The sequence below is a fragment of the Streptomyces syringium genome (genome assembly GCF_017876625.1).
Lineage (GTDB): Bacteria > Actinomycetota > Actinomycetes > Streptomycetales > Streptomycetaceae > Streptomyces > Streptomyces syringius.
In genome coordinates this window covers 1,895,422-1,914,169 of record NZ_JAGIOH010000001.1, presented here as the reverse complement: position 1 = coordinate 1,914,169, position 18,748 = coordinate 1,895,422, and the positions used below count along the sequence as shown (strand labels likewise).

The following is an 18,748-nucleotide window of genomic DNA, read 5'->3' as shown; positions in this document are numbered from 1 at the left end:
AGGTGACCCTCAAGCTCTCCGTCCTCGACCGCTCCCGCACCCGGCAGGGGCACGACCCGGGCGAGGCGCTGCGCGACACCGTGCGGTTCGCGCGGCGCGCCGAGGAGCTCGGCTACCACCGCTTCTGGGTGTCGGAGCACCACAGCGTGCCCGGCGTGGCGGGCTCGGCGCCCACGGTGCTGGCGGCGGCGGTCGCGGCCGCCACCTCCCGCATCCGCGTCGGCACGGGCGGGGTGATGCTGCCCAACCACCGGACGCTGGTGGTCGCCGAGCAGTTCGGGGTGCTGGAGTCGCTCTTCCCCGGCCGCATCGACATGGGCCTCGGCCGGTCCGTCGGCTTCACCGACGGCATCCGCCGGGCGCTGGGCACCGACAAGGAGGCGATGGCGGACTTCGGCGACCAGCTCGCGGAGCTCGCGGCCTACTTCACGGACGGCCCGCGGCCCCACCCCGGGGTCCACGCCCGCCCCGCCGAGGGCCTGCGCGTCCCCGCCTTCGTCCTCGCGGGCGACTCGGGCGCCGACGTCGCCGCATCGGCGGGGGCGGCCCTGGTCATCGGCGGCCTCCAGGCCGAGGACCGGACACGGTCCGCCATCGACCGCTACCGCACGGCCTTCCGCCCCTCGGCCTGGCGCCGCCACCCCTACGTCGTGCTCGCGGGCAACGTCGCCGTCGCCGGGACCACGGAGGCCGCCCGCCGCCTGCTGATCCCGGAGGCCTGGGCCCTGGCCCACTCCCGCACGCACGGCGTCTTCCCGCCCCTGGCCCCCGCCGAGGAGATCGAAACGCTGCTCGCGGGGGCGAGCGAGCGGGAGCGCGGCTTCTACGAGGCGGGCCTGCGCGGCCACGTCTTCGGCACGGAGGACGAGGTCGCCGCCGCGCTGGAGACGCTGATCGCACGCAGCGGCGCGGACGAGCTGCTGATCACCACCAGCTCCTACGACCGGGAGGCGCTGCTGGACTCGTACGGGCGGCTGGCGGGGCTGGCGGGGCTTGCCGCCGGCGGACCGGAACGTGTGGACAGCGGGCTCGGCCGGGTCGCGTAGGGCTCTATCCAAGGAATCGGCACCGCCTGCGGCTGAGCTTCACCGAGGGAGTGTGGGGACGGGGGACAGCCGCGCATGCCGGGCGAGCCGGAGGAAGGCCGGGTGGTACCCCACGCCGGGAACTTGTACCACCCACGGCGGATCACCATCTCCGGCCACCGCCGCTGTACATCAGTGGGTCGGCTGACAACCCCCGCGGTACCGGCGAAACCACCCGTACCCGTACCACCAGTGCGAACGACCGACAATCCCCCTGGTCGGCTTCGGCCGGCGCCAGCATGCTGCGAAAGATGGGGGACACCTTCGAACCACACGTATGCCTCGGCTGCGAAACCGCCGGGGGCTCGGTCACCGAACGCGGTCTGCCCTTCGGCCCGCTCTGCGAAGCGTGCTGGACCGGCGTCCAGAACACCATCGACAACAAGCAGGCATTGGACGAAGGGGCCACGGCAACCCCGCCCCCCTCGCCCTCCACCTGTCGGGACTGCGAGCTCGACCAAGACCGCTACGAATCCGGATACGGGCGCTGGGTCCTGCTCGAACCCCGGTACGCGCCGCCTGCCTACTCCGTCCCCGTCGGCCACCGTTGGATCGTCCGAGCGGACGGCCGGGCCGTCAATGTCGGGGATGCCGCGCTTCCCCGAGGAGCCGTCTGCCGGATTCCGCACCGGCTCGTCTGCCCGTGCGGTGCCCGACTCCCCGACGACACCCCGAGAGCACTGGTCGTGCTCCGCGACCTCAACCGGGCCGTCGTCGCCCGCGTCTTTCCGCACGACGGCCCACCGGCCACCGGAACGGGCTGAGATGACGGAAGGGCCCCGGATCGCCGGCGGCGTGAGCCGACCGCGGTCCGGCCCCTTCCGCCCGCAGCGCCCTACAGCGCTCCGGCCCCGGGCTTGACCAGGTCGCGGACCGTGCGGGACTTCACGTACTCGCCGATGGCCGTCATCTCCCACTCACCGGAGAACTGGCGGATGAACTTGCACATCAGCACGCCCGTCTTCGGCTCGGCGCCGGTGAGGTCGAAGCGCACGAGCTCCTCGCCGGTCTGGGCGTCCATCAGCCGGCAGTAGGCCTTGGCGACCTGCGTGAACTTCTGCCCGCTGAAGGAGCTGACCGTGAAGACCAGGCCGGACACCTCGGCGGGCAGACCGCCCATGTGGACGGTGATGACCTCGTCGTCACCCGAGCCCTCGCCGGTGAGGTTGTCACCGGAGTGCTGGATCGCGCCGTTCAGGATCTGGAGCTTGCCGAAGTAGCAGGCGTCGATCATGTTGCGGCTGGGGCCGTAGGCGATCACGGAGGCGTCGAGGTCGATGGCCTTGCTGCCGTAGGCGGGCTCCCAGCCGAGGCCCATCTTGACGGACTGGGTGAGCGGGCGGCCGCCCTTGACGAGGGAGACCGTCTGGTTCTTCTGGAGGCTGACCCGGCCCTTGTCGAGATTGATCTTCCCCGGGGCCGCGGGGGCCGGGGGCGCGGCCGGTGCCGGCGGGGCCACCGGCGGGGCCTGCACCGGCGGGGCGACGGGCGCGGCCGGGGCCTGGACCGGAGGCGCCGGGGCGGCCACGGGTGCGGGCTCCTCCACGCTCACGCCGAAGTCGGTGGCGATGCCGGCCAGGCCGTTGGCGTAGCCCTGGCCGACCGCGCGCACCTTCCAGGCGCCCGCCCGCCGGTACACCTCGACGGTCACCAGAGCCGTCTCGGGACCGAGCCGGGGCGGGGTGAAGGTCGCGATGACGCTGCCGTCGTCCGCGCCGCGCACCGTCGCGGTGGGCTCGGTGCCCGCGAAGGTCGCGCCCGGGGCGTCCAGGCTGGCGGTCACCACGATCTTGTCGATGTCGGCGGGGACGGCCGTGGTGTCCACGGTGATCGAGTCGCCCGTGCCGCCCGCCGCCGCGCGGTGGGTCACGCCCGGTCCATTGGGCTGGTTGTAGAAGACGAAGTCGTCGTCGGAGCGCACCTTGCCGTCGGCGGTGAGCAGCAGGCCCGACACGTCGAGCCGCACGGGGGCGGTGACGTCCACCGTCACGCGCGCGACGGAGAGAGGGATGTTCGAGCCGGGTGTCATAGCGGTCATGTCCCGGGTAACGAGTGACCGGGCTTTGCGGTTCCATTACCCGTCGAGCGCCCGTCCGCGGAGCCCGGCCGGACGGCCGTCCGCCCTCAGCGGGGGGTGACGAAGCCGCACTCGTAGGCGGCGATGACCGCCTGTGTGCGGTCGCGTACGCCCAGTTTGGCGAGGACCCCCGCGACATGCGTCTTCACGGTCGCCGGTCCCACCGCGAGCCGGTCGGCGATCTCCGCGTTCGACAGGCCCGTCGTCATCAGGCGCAGCACCTCTGCCTCGCGCTCCGACAGCCGCGCGCGGAGCGCCGCGGCCGCGTCCCGTGCGGTCCTGGCCCCAGCGTACTCGGCGGCCAGGGCGCGCACGGCGGCGGGGAAGAGCAGCGAGTCGCTGCGGGCCACCAGCCGGACGGCCGAGACGAGCTCGTCCGCGTCCGAGCGCTTGAGGAGGAAACCGCTGGCTCCCGCGCGCAGCGCGTCGTAGACGTAGCTGTCGTTCTCGAAGGTGGTGACGACGATGACGCGCGGCGGCTCGGCCATCGTGGCCAGCACCTGCTCGGTGGCGCGGATGCCGTCGATCTGCGGCATCCGGACGTCCATCAGCACGACGTCGGGGCGCAGTTCCCGGATGACCGACACCGCCTCCGCGCCGGTCTCGGCCTCGCCGACGACCTCCAGGTCCGGCTCGGCGCCCAGGATCGCGCGCAGGGCGGTACGCACCATCCGTTCGTCGTCGGCGATGACGACGCGCAGCGGGCGGGCGGGGGTGCTCATCGGACGCCACCTCCCAGCGGCAGCCGCACGGCCAGCCGCCAGGTGCCGTCGGCCGCGCCCGAGGTGCTGGCGCCGCGCAGCAGCCGGGCGCGCTCGGCTATGCCGGTCAGTCCGCGGCCGCCGCCGGGGCGGCCCCGGGTGCTGCCGGACTCCGGGGACACGGGGTTCTCCAAGGCGACCTCCAGGTCGTCGTCGTGTACGGCGATCCGCAGCCGCACGGGGACCTGCCCCGCGTGGCGCAGGGCGTTGCCCAGCCCTTCCTGCACGATGCGGTACGCCTCGCGGGAGACGACCGGTGGCACCTTCTCCAGCGCGGTGGACGCGGTGAGGGTGACCTCGCAGCCCGCCGCGCGGGTACGGGCCAGCAGGGCGTCGAGATCGGCGAGGGTCGGCGCGGGCGCCGCGGAGGCGGGTCCGTCCTCGCGCAGCAGCCCGAGCACGGTGTCGAGTTCGCCGACGGCCGCGCGCGTGGTCTCCTCGATCGCGGCCAGCGCCTGCCGGGCGAACTCCGGGTCGGCGTCGAGGACCCGGCGCGCGGCGCTCGCCTGCAGCGTCACCGCGCTCAGGGCGTGCCCGACCGAGTCGTGCAGCTCGCGCGCCAGCCGGTTGCGTTCGGCCAGCCGCAGGGCGTGCCGCTCGGCGGCGGCGAGCCGGTCCGCCGCCGTCGGCCCGAGCAGCACCGGCGCCCAGCGGGCCAGCAGCGCCCCCGCCGCCCAGGACGTGCCGATGACGAGCGCGAGCAGCGCGAAGCCGGCCAGCGGGGCCAGCAGCAGCCCGGCGCCGTCGAAGTACTGGGTCCAGACCATCTGCTCGACGCGGGGAGAGGACCCCCACAGGGGCAGCGCGATCAGCACCAGGGCCGCGGGGGGCGCGGACAGCGACATGCCGCTGACGACGCCGCCGGCCGCCAGGTGCAGGGTGTACCACCCGGCCGTCCGCCCGCGCGCGGCCCATGAATCGCTGGGACGCGTGGCCAGTTCGGCGCCCCGTGTGGCGCACAGCGCCCGCGCGGCGGCGGACTCCAGCGGCCGCACGAGCGGGAACAGGGCGGTCACGGCGGCCGGCACGAGGGCCACCGCCAGGGTGATGAACTGCCAGGAGGCGTCGACCAGCAGGAAGGTGTCGTTGCCGGAGTAGAGCACCGACAGCACCACGTTGGCCAGCAGGAAGTACGGCATCAACAGCGCGCCGCCGAGGAGCAGATGCACCCAGCGCAGCCAGGCGCGGCGGCCCAGTGTCGCGCCCGCGAGGCGCCGGAGGGCGGCCGTCATGCGGCACGGCCGTCGGCGGCGAGCGCCGGCAGTCCGATGATCATCCGTACAGGGTAGGTGACGGGTGCCGACGGGATGCCGCCCGCCGCCGGTGTCCAGGGGCCCATCGCGTGGCTCATGGGGTCAAGGATGGTGCGGCACGGCCACCTGCCGCCTCGCCCGGCATGACGATCCGCCTCCGCCATTTGGCGGAAACGGCTCTCGTCCGCGCCGGGTTCAGGAGCGGCGGGTGGCGTGGTCGTCACGGCGTCCGCCGCGCCTCAGGTCGTGGTTCCGTACCGGTCGTACCGTGTGCTCTGCCGAGTGGGACATACGACCAGAATTCCGCGGCGCGCGCCTTCGCACGTCGGCCTGATCGGCAGACTGTTCCGGCCGTTCTCGGCCGGAAGACGGAGAGCCTTCTCCTGCTCACGCCCCGGCCGTCTCTCCCCGCGCCCTACGCGAGTCGGAGCGCCGGCTCCTCCTCAGGGGCGGCGCATCAGTCCTTCGCACCCCTGCCCGCCCTGTGCGCCAGGGCCGCACAGGCGACGGTCGTCACCACCCCGGCAGCCAGGAATCCCCCGTGGGACCGCGCGGACAGCACCGACCACCGCGACTGCGCGGACAGCAACGAGCCGGTGCTCAGCCAGGATCCGACCGAGATCACCGAAAGGGCGGAGCCGATCGAGCCGAACGACAGGGCGCTGCCGACCGAGCCGACGGACAGGACGGACCCGACCGAGCCGATGGAGAGCACCGAGCCCCGCGAGCCGATCGACAGCACGGAGTCCTGGGACCACAGGGACAGCGAGTGAGCGCGTTTGGCCATGCGCCGATCGTAGGACGCGCCGCCCGCGTCTAGGGCGTACGGCGGGCGATCAGCTGCAGGCTCAGGTCCGTGTGGCCGTCCAGGGTCGGCGTCCGGCGCCGCTCCTCGGTCTCGACGGTGAAGCCGTGCCGGCCGAGCAGCGCGTGGAAGCTCTCCGGCGACTGGTGCACGAACACCCCGCCGTCGTCGATCCGGAAGATGCCGTACGCCCCGGTCTCCCGTTCCTGCGCGCGGTACCGGCCCACGCTGCGCTCGTCGGTCTGGAGCGGCACGTCGCTGATGTACAGCACCCCGCCGGGGCGCACGAGCCGCCCGACCTCCGCGACGGCCCGCTCCCGGTCCTCCGCGTCGGGGATGGACGTCAGCACGGCGAACAGCAGCGCCGCGTCGAACGCCCCGTCCGCGAACGGCAGCGGCGGCTCCTCGAAGTGCGTGATGCGCAGCTCCGGATGCTCCTTGCGCCCCCGGTCGACCAGCGCCGCCGAGGGCTCCGCACCCCGCACATCGCGATACCCCCGCTCGGCCAGCTGCGCCAACAGCCGCCCGTAGCCACAGCCGTAGTCCAGGATGCGGTCGTCGGCGGAGAAATACCGGGAGAGCAGCTCCGGGTCGAGCGGGTGGGTAAAGGTGCGCGCGGCCCCGGTGGTTTCCCAGTACTCGCCTGAATCATGGGAGAGCGTCATACCCGCACGCTAACCGGAACGGTGCGCGCATGGTCCGGCTTGACACCATTCGGCGAATCGGGTGAGCGATTCGGCGTCGCCGCGCTTCAACCGGCGCAGCGTGGCCGCGTCTTCACGCACCCATGCGTGCTCCCGGGTGTGCTGGGGCGCGATCCGGCGAGCGGTTTTGAGAGATGCGAAGGCATCATCGGGGCGTCCGGCCCACAGCTGGGCCCGCGCCAGCTCGATGTAGAACCCCGAGCGGCGCTCCTCGGGCAGGTTACTCGGAGGCGCCCACTCGCGGGCCACGTCGAGGGCTCGGCGTGCGTGGTCGTTCCCGAGACCGACGGCCACGCTCACCTCGTGAACGCGTACGGACGTGGGGCCGAACGCGGTTCCCTGGTAGACGGCTTCCGGAACCCGGTCGCCGAGGGCGCGGGCCGTGGTGAGGTGGTCTTCGGCCGCGCTCACGTTCCCGGTCCGGCCCGCGATGACCGCAGCCCGCATGTGCAGCGCGCCCCGGGCGGCGATGGACTCGGCATTGCTCGGGGCGGGGGACGCGTCGATGGCGGTCTCCAGCGCACGGAGGCCCTGGGTGTGGGCCCGGGCCGCAAAGTACGTCTCGGTACGCACGTACGCCACGGTGGCCTCCAGAAGGGAGTCTTCGGCCTGCTGTGCCGCCCAGCGCATCAGGTCGATCAGCCGGGCGGACAGGTCACGGGCACCGTATTTGTAGGCGACCGCGTCGGCGGTGCGATAGGCGCCGACGAGCAGACCCGCGGCTTCCCGCCGCCCGCTGCCCGACTCGGTCAGCAGCGCGCGGGAGAGCTCGGCGAGCAGGCACGGGATCTGTCGGGCGATCCGCACGTACTGGGCACGGAGCCGCCAGTCCATCGCTTCGTCGACGGCGGCCCGCAGTTCGCTCAGGGGACGCACGGGGCCGTCGTCGGGCATGTCATAAGTGGCGATGACGGCCGACAGCCGGGGCATGGCCCGGTGCACACGATCGTTCGAGTGCTCACCGGGCGGCAGAAGCTTGGCGGGGTCGATTCCGAGGGCGTCGGCGAGGGCTTCGAGGACGCTGTCGCTCGCACCGCGTTCGTCGCGCTCCAGCTTGCGGACAGTACCGAGTGCGAGGAGGGCCGCGTCGGCGAGCTGCCGTTGGGTGAGGTGGGCGACGCGCCGGTAGTAGGCGATACGCCGGCCCACCCCTCGGTGCGAAGCTGTGGTCATACGGGCTCCGTTCGGGGATTCGAGCGGCCGCCCCGCCCTGCCGTCGCCGGGTCCTACGGTGTCAGAAGAGCGGGCAGTTCGGCCAAGGAATCGATACGCCAGTCCGCGGCGGCGGCTTCGGGGCCATCGGCCCAGAAATGTCCGTACGGGCCGCGCCGCAGGTGCGCGGTGCGAAGTCCGGCGGAAGAGGCGGGTGCGATGTCGTTCTGGGGATGGTCGCCGACATACAGAGTCCGCTCGGGCGCGGTGTTCGTGAGGGTGATGACGCGGGCGAAGAATTCCGGATCGGGCTTCGCCACGCCCCACTCCGCAGAGGTGGCAATCACGTCGGCCGGTAGACCGAGGGAACGCAGCAGTTCACCGGCGCGTACGCTCTGGTTTCCGGCGACGACGACACGCAGGCCCGCCTCCCGGAGGGCCGAGAGGGCGGGCCTCACATCGGGATAGAGGTCACTGTCGTCGAGCCGTTCACCGTGGCCCGCCGCTTCGCGGGCCCGGTGCTCGGCGTCGATGCTGATGCCGGGGCGAGCGAGGCGGATCGCGTCGGCGTTGTCGCGTCCCTGGGCGACGACGGCCCCGACCAGTGCGGAGAGCGTATGGCGTGGGACACCGAGCCAGTCGGCCCAGGAATTCCAGCCACGATCATCCTTGATGAGGGTTTCACCGACGTCGAATGCCACTGCCTCGATCATGCGGATGAGCCTACGGACTCCCCCGTATGGCGGACAGGCGGTCGCGCCCGGCCGACGGTCCGCCGGGGAATGGTCGTACACCGGTCACCAGCGCCGTGTCGCCCCTGCTCGCCGGAGCCGCCCGTGCACGTGGTGCACCGCTTCGCGTAGCGGGTCGGCGTCGGTGAGGCGTTTCCATGGCTCCCCACCTCTCTCGTCGCCGTCGCTGCCAGGCAGGACCCATGTCCGGTCACCCACGTATCGGCCTGGAGGCGGGGCGAGGAGCGGCCATCCGGCGGCGTGCACCAAGACCCCCTTGACGCCGGCCAGCCGGTACGCGGTGCCGATGGGGAGCAGGATCCACGTGGCCCGCTCCATTCCACTGACGAGATGAGGCCCGACATGCATGGAGAACTCCGCCAGTTCCCTCATGGCGCTGCGGGCCAGCTCGAAGTCCACCTCGACGAGGTCCCATACGCGGCCCGTGTGCAGAGGCACCAGTTCACCCAGACGCCAGGTGGCCAGGGCGGCCGACGGAGAGCGGGCCGCTCTGGACATCCAGTCCGTGACGGCGCTCCTCGCCGTGTGATCTGGCTGGGGCGAGCCGCCGCCCGGCGTGGGGTTCTGTGGTGCTGCTGAGGTCATGACTGTTTCCACCTGCCGTCGCCTGTCGTGGACAGACAGATGGTGATCCCCCGCGAACCGCACAAGTACCCCGGCCAGGGGCACTGCCCCCGTTCCCGGCGAGGGCACCGGTGGCCAAACCCCGCGTACTGCCCATGGACGGGCAGAACGGCACCCCGCATAGTGGGTGGATGGAGAGCTTGGCACGTGCCCACTTCTCACCCGAGACGACCTATCTCAACACCGCGTCCACCGGTCTCGTCCCCGCCCGCGCCGTCACCGCCATGACCTCGGCCGTCGAGGCCGCCGCCATCGGGCGGCCCGTCGTGGGGGAGGGGTTCGCGGCGGTGGAGGACGCCCGGGGGTCCTTCGCCCGGCTCGTCGGGGTGCCCGCCCGGCAGGTCGCGGCCGGCGGGTCGGCCGCCGTCTATTGCGGATTGATCGCCCAGTCCCTGCCGGCCGGAGCCGAAGTGCTCGTCGCCGAAGGCGACTTCGCTTCGCTCGTCAACCCCTTCCACGTCCGCCGCGACCTTCACCTGCGCACCGCGCCGCTGGAGAAGCTCGCCACGGAGGTCCGGCCCGATACGGCGCTCGTCGCCGTCAGCGCGGTCCAGTCGGCGGACGGGCGGATCGCCGACCTCGACGGGATCGGCGCGGCCGCCCGGGCGCACGGCGCCCGTACGCTGATCGACGTCAGCCAGGCACTCGGCTGGCTGCCGTACGACGCGGGCGCGCACGACTTCACCGTCGGGGTCGGCTTCAAGTGGCTGCTGTGCCCGCGCGGCGTCGCCTTCCTCGCCGTGCCCGAGGACCTCGGCGGGCTCACGCCCGTCTTCGCCGGGTGGGTCGCGGGGGAGGAGCCCTGGAACAGCTGTTACGGGCCGGTGGAGCGGCTGGCCGAGTCCGCGCGGCGGTTCGACGAGAGTCCCAGCCTCTTCTCCTATGTCGCCGCCCGTGACAGCCTCGCGCTCATCGAGGAGTTCGGCGTCGAGCGGATCCACGGACACAGCCGCGCCCTCGCCGACCGCTTCCGCGCCGGGCTCGACGCGCTCGGCCGCCGGGCCGTGCCCGCCGACGGCTCCGCGATCGTCGCCGTCCCCGGGCTCGGACACGCCGCCGAGCGGCTCACCGACGAGGGCATGCCGGTCAGCGACCGGGCCGGGAACCTCCGCGCGGCGTTCCACCTCTACAACACCTCCGCGGACGTCGACCGGCTGCTGGAGGCGCTCGCCCGCCGCTGAGCGCGCGACGGGTACGGCCCGTGCGCCCACCGCGCACGGGCCGTACCCGTCGGTCCGGCGATACCGGCCGTACCGATGACGTCCGCTCAGCGCACCGGCGTGAAGTCCCGCGCCCCGATGAAAGCGGGCCGGGGCGCCGGCGCCGCGAAGGGCGGGCCCGCCACGTTCTCCACGCTGTTGAAGACGATGAAGACGTTGCTGCGCGGGAAGGGCGTGATGTTGTCGCCGGACCCGTGCATGCAGTTGCAGTCGAACCACGTCGCCGTGCCGGCCGGGCCCGTGAACAGCTTGATGCCGTGCTGCGCGGCGAGGTCCGTCAGGGCCTCGTCGGACGGCGTGCCCGCCTCCTGCATCCGCAGCGACCGCTTGTAGTTGTCCTCGGGCGTCTCGCCCGCGCAGCCGAGGAACGTCCGGTGCGAACCGGGCATGATCATCAGCCCGCCGTTGGTGTCGTGGTTCTCGGTGAGCGCGATCGACACCGACACCGTCCGCATGCCCGGCAGCCCGTCCTCGGCGTGCCAGGTCTCGAAGTCCGAGTGCCAGTAGAAACCGGAGGCACCGAAGCCGGGCTTGACGTTGATCCGCGACTGGTGGACGTAGACGTCCGAGCCGAGGATCTGGCGGGCTCTGCCCACCACCCGGGGGTCGCGCACCAGATTCGCGAAGACCTCACTGATCCGGTGGACCTCGAAGACCGACCGGATCTCCTGCGACTTCGGTTCGACGACGGCCCGCTCGTCGGCCCGTACCGCCGGGTCGGCGATCAGCCGGTCGAGCTCGGTGCGCAGGACCGCCACCTCGTCCGGGTCGACGAGCCCGTCCACCGTCAGGAAGCCGTCGCGGTCGTAGTCGCGCAGCTCGGCGGGCTCGAACGGGCCGGGGGTGCCGGGCGCGGACCACACCACCGGGTCGAGGCGCGGGACCGACACCTCGTGGGTGCCGCGGGTGGGGTACCGGTCGATGACCGTGGCCATGGTCAGCCCTCCTCCGTCAGCAGCGGGTAGACGCCGTTCTCGTCGTGGTCCTCCCGCCCGGTGACCGGCGGGTTGAAGACGCACACGCAGCGGAAGTCGGTCTTCGGGCGCATGGTGTGCCGCTCGTGGCCGTCGAGCAGATACATCGTGCCCGGCGTGATCCAGTGCTTCTCACCCGTCTCGTCGTTGGTGAGTTCGGCCTCGCCCTCCACACAGAGCACCGCCTCGATGTGGTTGGCGTACCACATCGACGTCTCGGTGCCCGCGTAGAGCGTGGTCTCGTGCAGGGAGAAGCCCACCCGCTCCTTGGCGAGGACGATGCGCTTGCTCTCCCAGGTGCCGGACGCGGCCTTGACGTGCCGGTCGGTGCCCTCGATGTCCTTGAAGGATCGGACGATCACGGTGGTGGTGCCTTTCTCTCGGGTACGTCGGGTCTCTCAGGTACGGGGAAGGGGCGTCAGGCCGTCTCGCGGACCGCCCGGGCGAGGACGCGCAGCCCCTCGTCCAGCTCGTCGGGCGAGACGGTCAGGGCGGGGAGGAGCTTGACGACCTCATTGCGGGGGCCGGACGTCTCGATGAGCAGCCCGAGTTCGAAGGCGCGGGCCGCGACGGCCGAGGCGCGGTCCGGGTCGCCGAACTCCAGGCCCCAGACCAGACCGCGGCCGCGGTGGCTGGTCTCCAGGCCGGGGTTTTCGGCGCGGATCGCGATCAGCGCCTGCTCGATCTGCTCGCCTCGGACGAGGGTCTGCTTCTCCAGCTGCCCGTCGGCCCAGTAGGTGTCCAGGGCCGCGGCGGCGGTGACGAAGGCGGGGTTGTTGCCGCGGAAGGTGCCGTTGTGCTCGCCCGGCTCCCACACGTCCAGCTCCGGGCGGAAGAGGGTGAGCGACATCGGCAGCCCGTAGCCGCCGATGGACTTCGACAGGGTCACGATGTCCGGGGTGATGCCCGCCTCCTCGAAGGAGAAGAAGGCACCGGTGCGGCCGCAGCCCATCTGGATGTCGTCGACGATCAACAGCATGTCGCGCCGCTTGCACAGGTCGGCCAGGGCGCGCAGCCATTCCGCGCGGGCCACATTGATGCCGCCCTCGCCCTGCACCGTCTCGACGATCACGGCGGCGGGGGTGTTCAGGCCCGACCCCTGGTCCTCCAGCAGGCGCTCGAACCACAGGAAGTCCGGGACCTGGCCGTCGAGGTAGTTGTCGAACGGCATCGGCGTGCCGTGCACCAGCGGGATGCCCGCCCCCGCCCGCTTGAAGGCGTTGCCGGTCACCGCCAGTGAACCGAGGGACATGCCGTGGAAGGCGTTGGTGAAGGACACGATCGCCTCGCGCCCCTTGACCTTCCGCGCCAGCTTCAGCGCCGCCTCCACGGCGTTGGTGCCCGTCGGCCCGGGGAACATCACCTTGTACGGCAGGTCACGCGGGCGCAGGATGTTGTCCTGGAAGGACTCCAGGAAGGCACGTTTCGCCGTCGTGCCCATGTCGAGGCCGTGCGTGATGCCGTCCCGTTCCAGGTAGTCGATCAACGCCCGTTTCAGGACGGGGTTGTTGTGCCCGTAGTTCAGTGCCCCGGCGCCGGCGAAGAAGTCCAGGTACCGGTGGCCGTCCTCGTCGAAGAGGTAACTGCCCTGGGCGCGGTCGAAGACCGCGGGCCAACTGCGGCAATAGCTGCGGACCTCCGACTCCAGGGTCTCGAAGACACTGAGTGCGGGCGGGGTGATGGTCACGGCGTACTCCAAGCGGTGTGAGGGGATGTGCGGGCGGGGCTGTCAGGCCGCGAGCGGGCCGGCGAGCGGGCCGATGCGGTGCAGCACCTCGGGCTCGTGCCCGCTGCCCGGGAAGAGGCGGTCGTCGAAGAGGACCTCGCGCTCGACACCCGTGCGGTGGCGCTCGGCGAACGAACCGAACAGCCGGTTCGAGGCGGTGTTGCCGGGCGTGATCGTGGTCTCGACGGCACGCACGTCCCGTTGTGCCGAGACGCGTGCGACGAGGCCGTCCAGCAGCGCGGCGGCCAGCCCCCGGCCCCGGTGCGGCCGGTCCACCGCCACCTGCCAGACCACGAGGGTGTGCGGGCGGTCGGGGCGCAGATAGCCGGTGATGAAGCCGACCGGCTCCCCGTCCCCGTCGCGCGCCACGACGGAGGTGGCGGCGAAGTCGCGGCACCACAGCAGATAGCTGTACGAGGAGTTGAGGTCCAGGGCCTCGGAGTCGCGGGCGATGCGCCAGATCGCTGCTCCGTCCTCGACGCGCGGTGCGTCGAGAACCAGGCCCTCCGGCATTTCCCGGAATTCGCCGGGGCCACGTACGAGGTCTGTTTGTGCGGCTGCATGTGCGGCGGTCATGGGGATCGAATTTACCCAGGTAAATCGAAAAATGCATCGGCGGACGGGGTTACCCGAAAGGGGGTCCCCGTGTTATCGCGCGGGGCGCAGGCGCGCGCGATGCACCCCGACAGTGGGGTGATTTGGTCGGTAGTATCCGGATAAGGCGGGCAGATTGTGGGGTCTGTCACAACGGCTCGGGGCATGTCGGGGTGCTCTCCCATTCACGTTGGGGAAGCAATAAAATCCCTGCGTTTAGGGTCGTGGAAAGCGGGCATGAGAATGGCGGGAAGGTGTCGCAAAGGGAATTCGGGAAAAGTGCCCGAGAATTCGGAAAGCATGATGGCGGCCGCCGGGGGCGAAGTGCGGCGCGGCGTCGGCGCACGGGCGCCGGCCGGCCCGCGGGGCCCTTTCGCGCCGGGGTGGGGCCGGGCTCGTACCGCGCGGCCCCCGGCTCGTACAGTGCCCTCCATGAGCGACGGCGATGTGCTGCACATCAAGGGGCGGGTGCTGGTCGGAGCGGACCCGGACAGCGGGGTGCGCGACGAGCTGTGGGTGGTCGGCGGGAGGATCACCTTCGACCGGCCGGCGGGGGCGCGCGACGTCACCACGGTGGAGGGCTGGGCGCTGCCCGGCCTCGTGGACGCGCACTGCCACGTGGGACTCGACGCCCACGGCCCGGTCGACGAATCGACCAGCGAGAAACAGGCGTTGACCGACCGGGACGCGGGCGCGCTGCTGCTGCGCGACGCGGGCTCCCCGTCCGACACCCGCTGGATCGACGACCGCGAGGACCTGCCGCGCATCATCCGCGCGGGCCGCCACATCGCCCGTACGCGCCGCTACATCCGCAACTACGCCCATGAGATCGAGCCCGCGGACCTCGTCGCCTACGTGGCGCGCGAGGCGCGGCGCGGCGACGGCTGGGTCAAGCTCGTCGGCGACTGGATCGACCGCGAGACGGGCGATCTGTCGTCGTGCTGGCCGCGCGGCGAGGTCGAGGCCGCCATCGCCGAGGCGCACCGGCTGGGTGCGCGGGTCACCGCGCACTGCTTCGCCGAGGAGTCGCTCGCCCCGCTGGTGGAGGCGGGCATCGACTGCATCGAGCACGCGACCGGGCTGACGGAGGAGACGATCCCGCTCTTCGCCGAGCGCGGCGTCGCGATCGTGCCGACCTTGGTCAACATCGCGACCTTCCCGCGCCTCGCCGAGGGCGGCGAGCGCAAATTCCCGCGCTGGGCCGACCACATGCGCCGGCTGCACGCGCGCCGCTACGAGACGGTCCGGGCGGCCTACGACGCGGGCATCGAGGTCTACGTCGGTACGGACGCAGGCGGTTCGCTCGCCCACGGTCTGGTGGGGCAGGAGGTCGGCGAGCTGGTCAAGGCGGGCATCCCGGCGTCCGCCGCGCTCTCGGCGGCCTCCTGGGGTGCCCGGGAATGGCTGGGCAGGCCGGGGCTGACGGAAGGCGCGTCGGCGGATCTCGTCGTCTACGGCGCGGACCCGCGCGCGGACGTCCGTGTCCTGGGGACGCCGAGCCGGGTGATTCTGCGGGGGCGCGTGGTCCGGTAGGCCTGTGCAGCTCCGCTGCGCGGCGGTGGCCTCAATCGCCGGACGGGCTTATTCAAGCCCGTCCGGCGATTGAGGACGCGCCCGCAGGGCGCCCGCCGCCGCAGGCGGCAAGACGGCCCGCCGTCGGCAGGACACCCCGCAGGTCGCCCAGAACCGAACGCGAAAGCGAAACGCACTCGTTCGGTTGAACTGGCGTCCGGTGACTGTCCGTTCACCCTTCGGTGCGACAACCATGACGGAGTCGAGGCCGTCGGCGCGCGATGTCCCCCATTGGCGCGCCGACGGCTCCATTCTCCCGTGGGGGTTCCACACACGTGTCCAGCACCACCAGTTCCACCTTCGGCATGCCCGTACGCAGGCTCACCGCCGTAGCCGCGACCATCACCGTCACCGCCCTGGCCGCGGCCCCCGCGTACGCCACCGGTGCCGTCGGCGACCACACCGCTCTCACCCGCACCATCACCGGCGACGGCACGGCCGACGCAGCCGTGCTGCGCACCGCGCTCGACGTCGCCCTGCTCGACAAGACCGTCCACGTGCCGCTCACCGCCTCGCTCAACGAGGTCCGCGCGCCCGGCAACGCCTCGAAGACCGCGCTCGGCGTCACCCTGGCCGGTGTCGAGCAGGGCAGACCCGTCAACCTCCTGCGCGCCGAGGCCGCCACCGCCCGCGCCACCGCCGACGGGCGCGCGGCCCAGGGCTACGCCAACCTCCTCCGTGCCCGGGTGCACGTGCCGGGGCTGCCGCTGCTCTCCCTCGTCGAGGTCCAGCAGGTCACCTCGAAGGCCGTGTGCGAGACGGGGAAGAAGCCGGTCGCCACGTCGAATCTGCTCGGCTCCGTCACGGTCCTCGGCAAGAAGGTCACGGTGAGCACGGCCGGTACGACGAAGGTCACGGTGCCCGGCGTCGGGGAGGTCCGGCTCGATCTGTCCAGGACGGTGACCACCTCCCGTACGGCCGCCGCGACGGCACTCGGCCTGAGGGTCTCCATCAACCCGCTGAAGCTGAACGTCGCCGAGGTCGAGGGACAGGTGACCCTCGCCCGGGCCGGCTGCCGTACGCCCAAGGGCCCCGTGGACCGGTCGACGCCGAGCGGGCCCGCCGCCACCCCGGACCACGGCGGCACGGACACCAGGACACAGACGGGAGCCGACGCCAAGCCCGTCGGGCACAACCTCGCCGAGACCGGCGGCAGCTCCGCCACGCCGTACGTCGCGGGCGCGGCAGGGCTCCTCGTCGTCGCGGGCGGCGGCACGCTGATCGCCACCCGCCGCCGCGCGGCCCGCAGGGAGGGCTGAGCCGCCCCGGCCAGGGAAGGGCGGGCGGGCCGGTCAGAGGTGGGCGGTCAGCAAGTCCCGGAGCTCGGCGTGGGTCATCGGTCCCGCGCCGCGCGCCGCCACCTCGCCTTCCTTGAGGAGGACGACGGACGGGGCCCCGGTGACGCCGTACCGCTTGGTCGCCTCCGGACAGCGGGTGATGTCGATCTTGACGGCCGTCAGGGCGTCCGCGTGCTCCTCGGCGATCAGACCCACGACGAGGTCCATGGCCCGGCATGCCTCGATCGCCTTCGGCCACGTCCCGGAGAAGTAGGCGAGGACCGGGCCGTCGACCGCCCGGAGGACGAAGTCGACCTCCTGGTCCTCCAGTGGCTGATGAACGCGCCTCGGCATCGGAGCTCCTGACCTCGTGATCGGCGTATCTGGGGCACCATCATGCCTGCGGCACGCGGAGCCGATCAGGGAAGGCGGTCCCCGCTCGGCTGGGGCGGGCGCTCGCACGGCGGAGGATCGCCCTCGTACCGGGCGTACTCGGGCGACTTTCGACAACGAGCGGGCGTGCCGGGCGTCCGGAGCCCGCGTAGATCCGCCGGGCAGGCCCTAGCGGTCGGCCAGCGCCGTCGCCAGGGCCTCCGTGAAGCGGTCCGTGGTCGCCCGGTCCCGGACGGCCAGGCGCAGATAGTCCGGGCCCAGCCCGGGGAAGGTGTCGCCCCGTCTGACCGCGAAGCCCAGCCCCCGCAGCCGGGACCGGACCGCCGCCGCGTCCGGCAGCCGGAGCAGCAGGAACGGCCCGGCCGCCGGACCGCACACGGACACCTCCGTGAACTTCGCCAGCCGCCCTTCCAGATAGGCCCGGTCGGTGGCGATCCGGTGCGCCGCGCTGGTGGCCTCGGCGAGTGCCGGGGCAGCGCTGCACACCTCCGCGGCCGCCAGTGCCGGCGTGGACACCGGCCACAGCGGCTGCGCCCGCTCCAGCCGGGCTATGGTGCCGGGCGAGGCCAGCACGTAGCCGATGCGCAGCCCCGCCAGGCCCCAGGTCTTGGTGAGGCTGCGCAGCACGATCAGCCCCGGCAGGTCCGTACGGGACGCCAGGGACTCCTCCTCGCCCGGCACCGCGTCCATGAACGCCTCGTCCACCACCAGCGTCCGCCCCGGGCGGGCGAGCTGGGCCAGGGACTGCGCCGGGTGCAGCACGGACGTGGGGTTGGTGGGATTGCCGACCACCACCAGGTCCGCGTCCCCCGGCACCGCCCGCGGATCCAGCCGGAAACCGTTCTCCGGGTCCAGCAGCACCCGTTCCACCGTGTGCCCGGCGTCGCGCAGCGCGGCCTCCGGCTCGGTGAACTGCGGGTGCACGACCACCGGCCGGCGCACGTCGAGCGCCCGGGCGAGCAGCACGAACGCCTCCGCCGCACCCGCCGTCAGCAGCACCCGCTCCTCCGGCAGCCCGTGCCGCGCGGCCACCGCGCGCCGCGCCGCCCGCCCGTCCGGGTACGCGGCGAGCCCGTCCAGCGACGCGACCAGACGCTCCCGCAGCCACACCGGGGGAGTGCCGGAACGGACGTTGACCGCCAGGTCCGTCAGTTCCGCCCCGCCGCCCCGCACTTCGGCGTCACCGTGATGACGCAGATCGGGTTCCGTGGATGTGTGCATGGCCTTGGGCCACCTTTTCGCCTGGTGCGGATCGGTACGGGGGAGACGCGAGGGGCTCCGGCCGGTACTGGCTGGTACGGGCAGGACCGTCCAACGTTACTGACGACGGCCGAAGGCCCGTCAACCGGGTCCGTCCAACAGCGAGGACGACGGGGAGGACGGCGAGGGCGACGGCAGAGGCCCCGGGCCCGCGACCGCGCACGTGACCCGCGCCGACTTCCGCTTGCCCACGACCAGCACCCCGCCCGGTCCGGCGGCCAGCAGCGCGGCGGCCTCGGCCACCGCCGGCGTCCCCACGGCGGCGAGCACGGCCGCCGACGGCCGGGGCACCGGCACAGCGGCCAACTCCCCCGCCCCGTACGCCAGCAGCGGCACCCCCAGCCGCTCCGCCGCCGCCACCAGCCCCGGCTCGCCGGCCTTCGCGTCCGCCGTCGCCAGCGCGACGACCTCTCCCGGGACCCGCTCCGCCTCCGCCAGCGTGCGCACGATCAGCGACAGCACCTCCTCGGCACCCGCACCACGGCGTGCCCCCACCCCCACGGACAAGCGCCCGGCGCG

At 72.7% G+C, this 18,748-nt stretch carries 21 protein-coding genes; 5 read left to right on the top strand and 16 right to left on the bottom strand.

Annotated features, from left to right (window positions below):
- The first annotated feature begins 2 nt into the window (after positions 1-2).
- Together JO379_RS08440 and JO379_RS08435 are read left to right on the top strand one after the other, a co-directional pair.
- Positions 3-1,046 carry an MsnO8 family LLM class oxidoreductase gene (locus JO379_RS08440; protein WP_209514488.1) on the top strand — a complete coding sequence of 348 codons (1,044 nt, stop codon included), beginning with the start codon at positions 3-5 and terminating at the stop codon, positions 1,044-1,046.
- Positions 1,047-1,336: 290 nt separating this feature from the next.
- Complete coding sequence (locus JO379_RS08435; protein WP_209514486.1) at positions 1,337-1,849, top strand: DUF6083 domain-containing protein; 513 nt, start codon at positions 1,337-1,339, stop codon at positions 1,847-1,849.
- Between the two features lie 71 nt (positions 1,850-1,920).
- Here the strand turns inward: JO379_RS08435 and JO379_RS08430 are convergent, their stop codons facing one another.
- From JO379_RS08430 to JO379_RS08395, 9 genes are all read right to left on the bottom strand, one after another.
- The gene (locus JO379_RS08430; protein WP_130877184.1) at positions 1,921-3,123 is read right to left on the bottom strand and encodes a TerD family protein; all 1,203 of its coding nucleotides are present in this window, start codon (positions 3,121-3,123) and stop codon (positions 1,921-1,923) included.
- 86 nt (positions 3,124-3,209) lie between these two features.
- Positions 3,210-3,884, bottom strand: a complete 675-nt coding sequence (locus JO379_RS08425; RefSeq protein ID WP_209514484.1) for a response regulator transcription factor — start codon at positions 3,882-3,884, stop codon at positions 3,210-3,212.
- Entirely contained in the window at positions 3,881-5,155 is a 1,275-nt protein-coding gene (locus JO379_RS08420; protein WP_209514482.1) for a sensor histidine kinase, read from the bottom strand. The genes JO379_RS08425 and JO379_RS08420 overlap by 4 nt, the downstream gene beginning before the upstream one ends.
- A complete protein-coding gene (locus JO379_RS33655) occupies positions 5,152-5,274 on the bottom strand; it encodes a hypothetical protein (RefSeq protein WP_281066585.1) in 123 nt (40 codons plus the stop codon). The genes JO379_RS08420 and JO379_RS33655 overlap by 4 nt, the downstream gene beginning before the upstream one ends.
- Positions 5,275-5,633: 359 nt before the next feature.
- Complete coding sequence (locus tag JO379_RS08415) at positions 5,634-5,963, bottom strand: hypothetical protein (protein WP_130877181.1); 330 nt, start codon at positions 5,961-5,963, stop codon at positions 5,634-5,636.
- A gap of 29 nt (positions 5,964-5,992) precedes the next feature.
- Positions 5,993-6,646, bottom strand: a complete 654-nt coding sequence (locus JO379_RS08410; RefSeq protein ID WP_209514480.1) for a class I SAM-dependent methyltransferase — start codon at positions 6,644-6,646, stop codon at positions 5,993-5,995.
- Positions 6,647-6,655: 9 nt separating this feature from the next.
- Positions 6,656-7,858 carry a helix-turn-helix domain-containing protein gene (locus tag JO379_RS08405; RefSeq protein WP_130877179.1) on the bottom strand — a complete coding sequence of 401 codons (1,203 nt, stop codon included), beginning with the start codon at positions 7,856-7,858 and terminating at the stop codon, positions 6,656-6,658.
- Positions 7,859-7,911: 53 nt separating this feature from the next.
- Complete coding sequence (locus tag JO379_RS08400; protein ID WP_130877178.1) at positions 7,912-8,550, bottom strand: HAD family hydrolase; 639 nt, start codon at positions 8,548-8,550, stop codon at positions 7,912-7,914.
- An 84-nt stretch (positions 8,551-8,634) separates the two neighbouring features.
- The gene (locus JO379_RS08395) at positions 8,635-9,174 is read right to left on the bottom strand and encodes a hypothetical protein (RefSeq protein WP_209514479.1); all 540 of its coding nucleotides are present in this window, start codon (positions 9,172-9,174) and stop codon (positions 8,635-8,637) included.
- A 134-nt stretch (positions 9,175-9,308) separates the two neighbouring features.
- Here JO379_RS08395 and JO379_RS08390 point away from each other — a divergent pair, with 134 nt between their 5' ends.
- Positions 9,309-10,394 (top strand): aminotransferase class V-fold PLP-dependent enzyme, encoded by a 1,086-nt coding sequence (locus JO379_RS08390; RefSeq protein ID WP_209514476.1) that lies wholly within the window; start codon positions 9,309-9,311, stop codon positions 10,392-10,394.
- An 86-nt stretch (positions 10,395-10,480) separates the two neighbouring features.
- Here JO379_RS08390 and thpD read toward each other — a convergent pair whose 3' ends face one another.
- The 4 genes from thpD to ectA are packed head-to-tail and all read right to left on the bottom strand — an operon-like array spanning position 10,481 to position 13,709.
- Positions 10,481-11,368, bottom strand: a complete 888-nt coding sequence (gene thpD / locus JO379_RS08385; protein ID WP_130877176.1) for an ectoine hydroxylase — start codon at positions 11,366-11,368, stop codon at positions 10,481-10,483.
- Positions 11,369-11,370: 2 nt separating this feature from the next.
- Positions 11,371-11,769: an ectoine synthase gene (locus JO379_RS08380; RefSeq protein ID WP_130877175.1), complete on the bottom strand. Its 399-nt coding sequence runs from the start codon at positions 11,767-11,769 to the stop codon at positions 11,371-11,373.
- Between the two features lie 56 nt (positions 11,770-11,825).
- Positions 11,826-13,094: a diaminobutyrate--2-oxoglutarate transaminase gene (gene ectB / locus JO379_RS08375; RefSeq protein ID WP_130877174.1), complete on the bottom strand. Its 1,269-nt coding sequence runs from the start codon at positions 13,092-13,094 to the stop codon at positions 11,826-11,828.
- Positions 13,095-13,136: 42 nt separating this feature from the next.
- Complete coding sequence (ectA, locus tag JO379_RS08370; RefSeq protein ID WP_209514475.1) at positions 13,137-13,709, bottom strand: diaminobutyrate acetyltransferase; 573 nt, start codon at positions 13,707-13,709, stop codon at positions 13,137-13,139.
- A gap of 450 nt (positions 13,710-14,159) precedes the next feature.
- Between ectA and JO379_RS08365 the strand changes: the two genes are divergently transcribed.
- Positions 14,160-15,260, top strand: coding sequence for an amidohydrolase family protein (locus tag JO379_RS08365; protein WP_209514473.1), 1,101 nt, complete (start codon positions 14,160-14,162; stop codon positions 15,258-15,260).
- Positions 15,261-15,604: 344 nt separating this feature from the next.
- Positions 15,605-16,558: an SCO1860 family LAETG-anchored protein gene (locus JO379_RS08360; protein WP_165451530.1), complete on the top strand. Its 954-nt coding sequence runs from the start codon at positions 15,605-15,607 to the stop codon at positions 16,556-16,558.
- 33 nt (positions 16,559-16,591) lie between these two features.
- Here JO379_RS08360 and JO379_RS08355 read toward each other — a convergent pair whose 3' ends face one another.
- From JO379_RS08355 to JO379_RS08345, 3 genes are all read right to left on the bottom strand, one after another.
- Positions 16,592-16,930, bottom strand: a complete 339-nt coding sequence (locus tag JO379_RS08355; protein ID WP_130877171.1) for a thioredoxin family protein — start codon at positions 16,928-16,930, stop codon at positions 16,592-16,594.
- A gap of 207 nt (positions 16,931-17,137) precedes the next feature.
- The gene (gene cobC, locus JO379_RS08350; RefSeq protein ID WP_207303872.1) at positions 17,138-18,190 is read right to left on the bottom strand and encodes an Rv2231c family histidinol phosphate aminotransferase CobC; all 1,053 of its coding nucleotides are present in this window, start codon (positions 18,188-18,190) and stop codon (positions 17,138-17,140) included.
- 120 nt (positions 18,191-18,310) lie between these two features.
- Complete coding sequence (locus JO379_RS08345; RefSeq protein WP_209519039.1) at positions 18,311-18,730, bottom strand: cobalamin biosynthesis protein; 420 nt, start codon at positions 18,728-18,730, stop codon at positions 18,311-18,313.
- Positions 18,731-18,748: the final 18 nt, after the last annotated feature.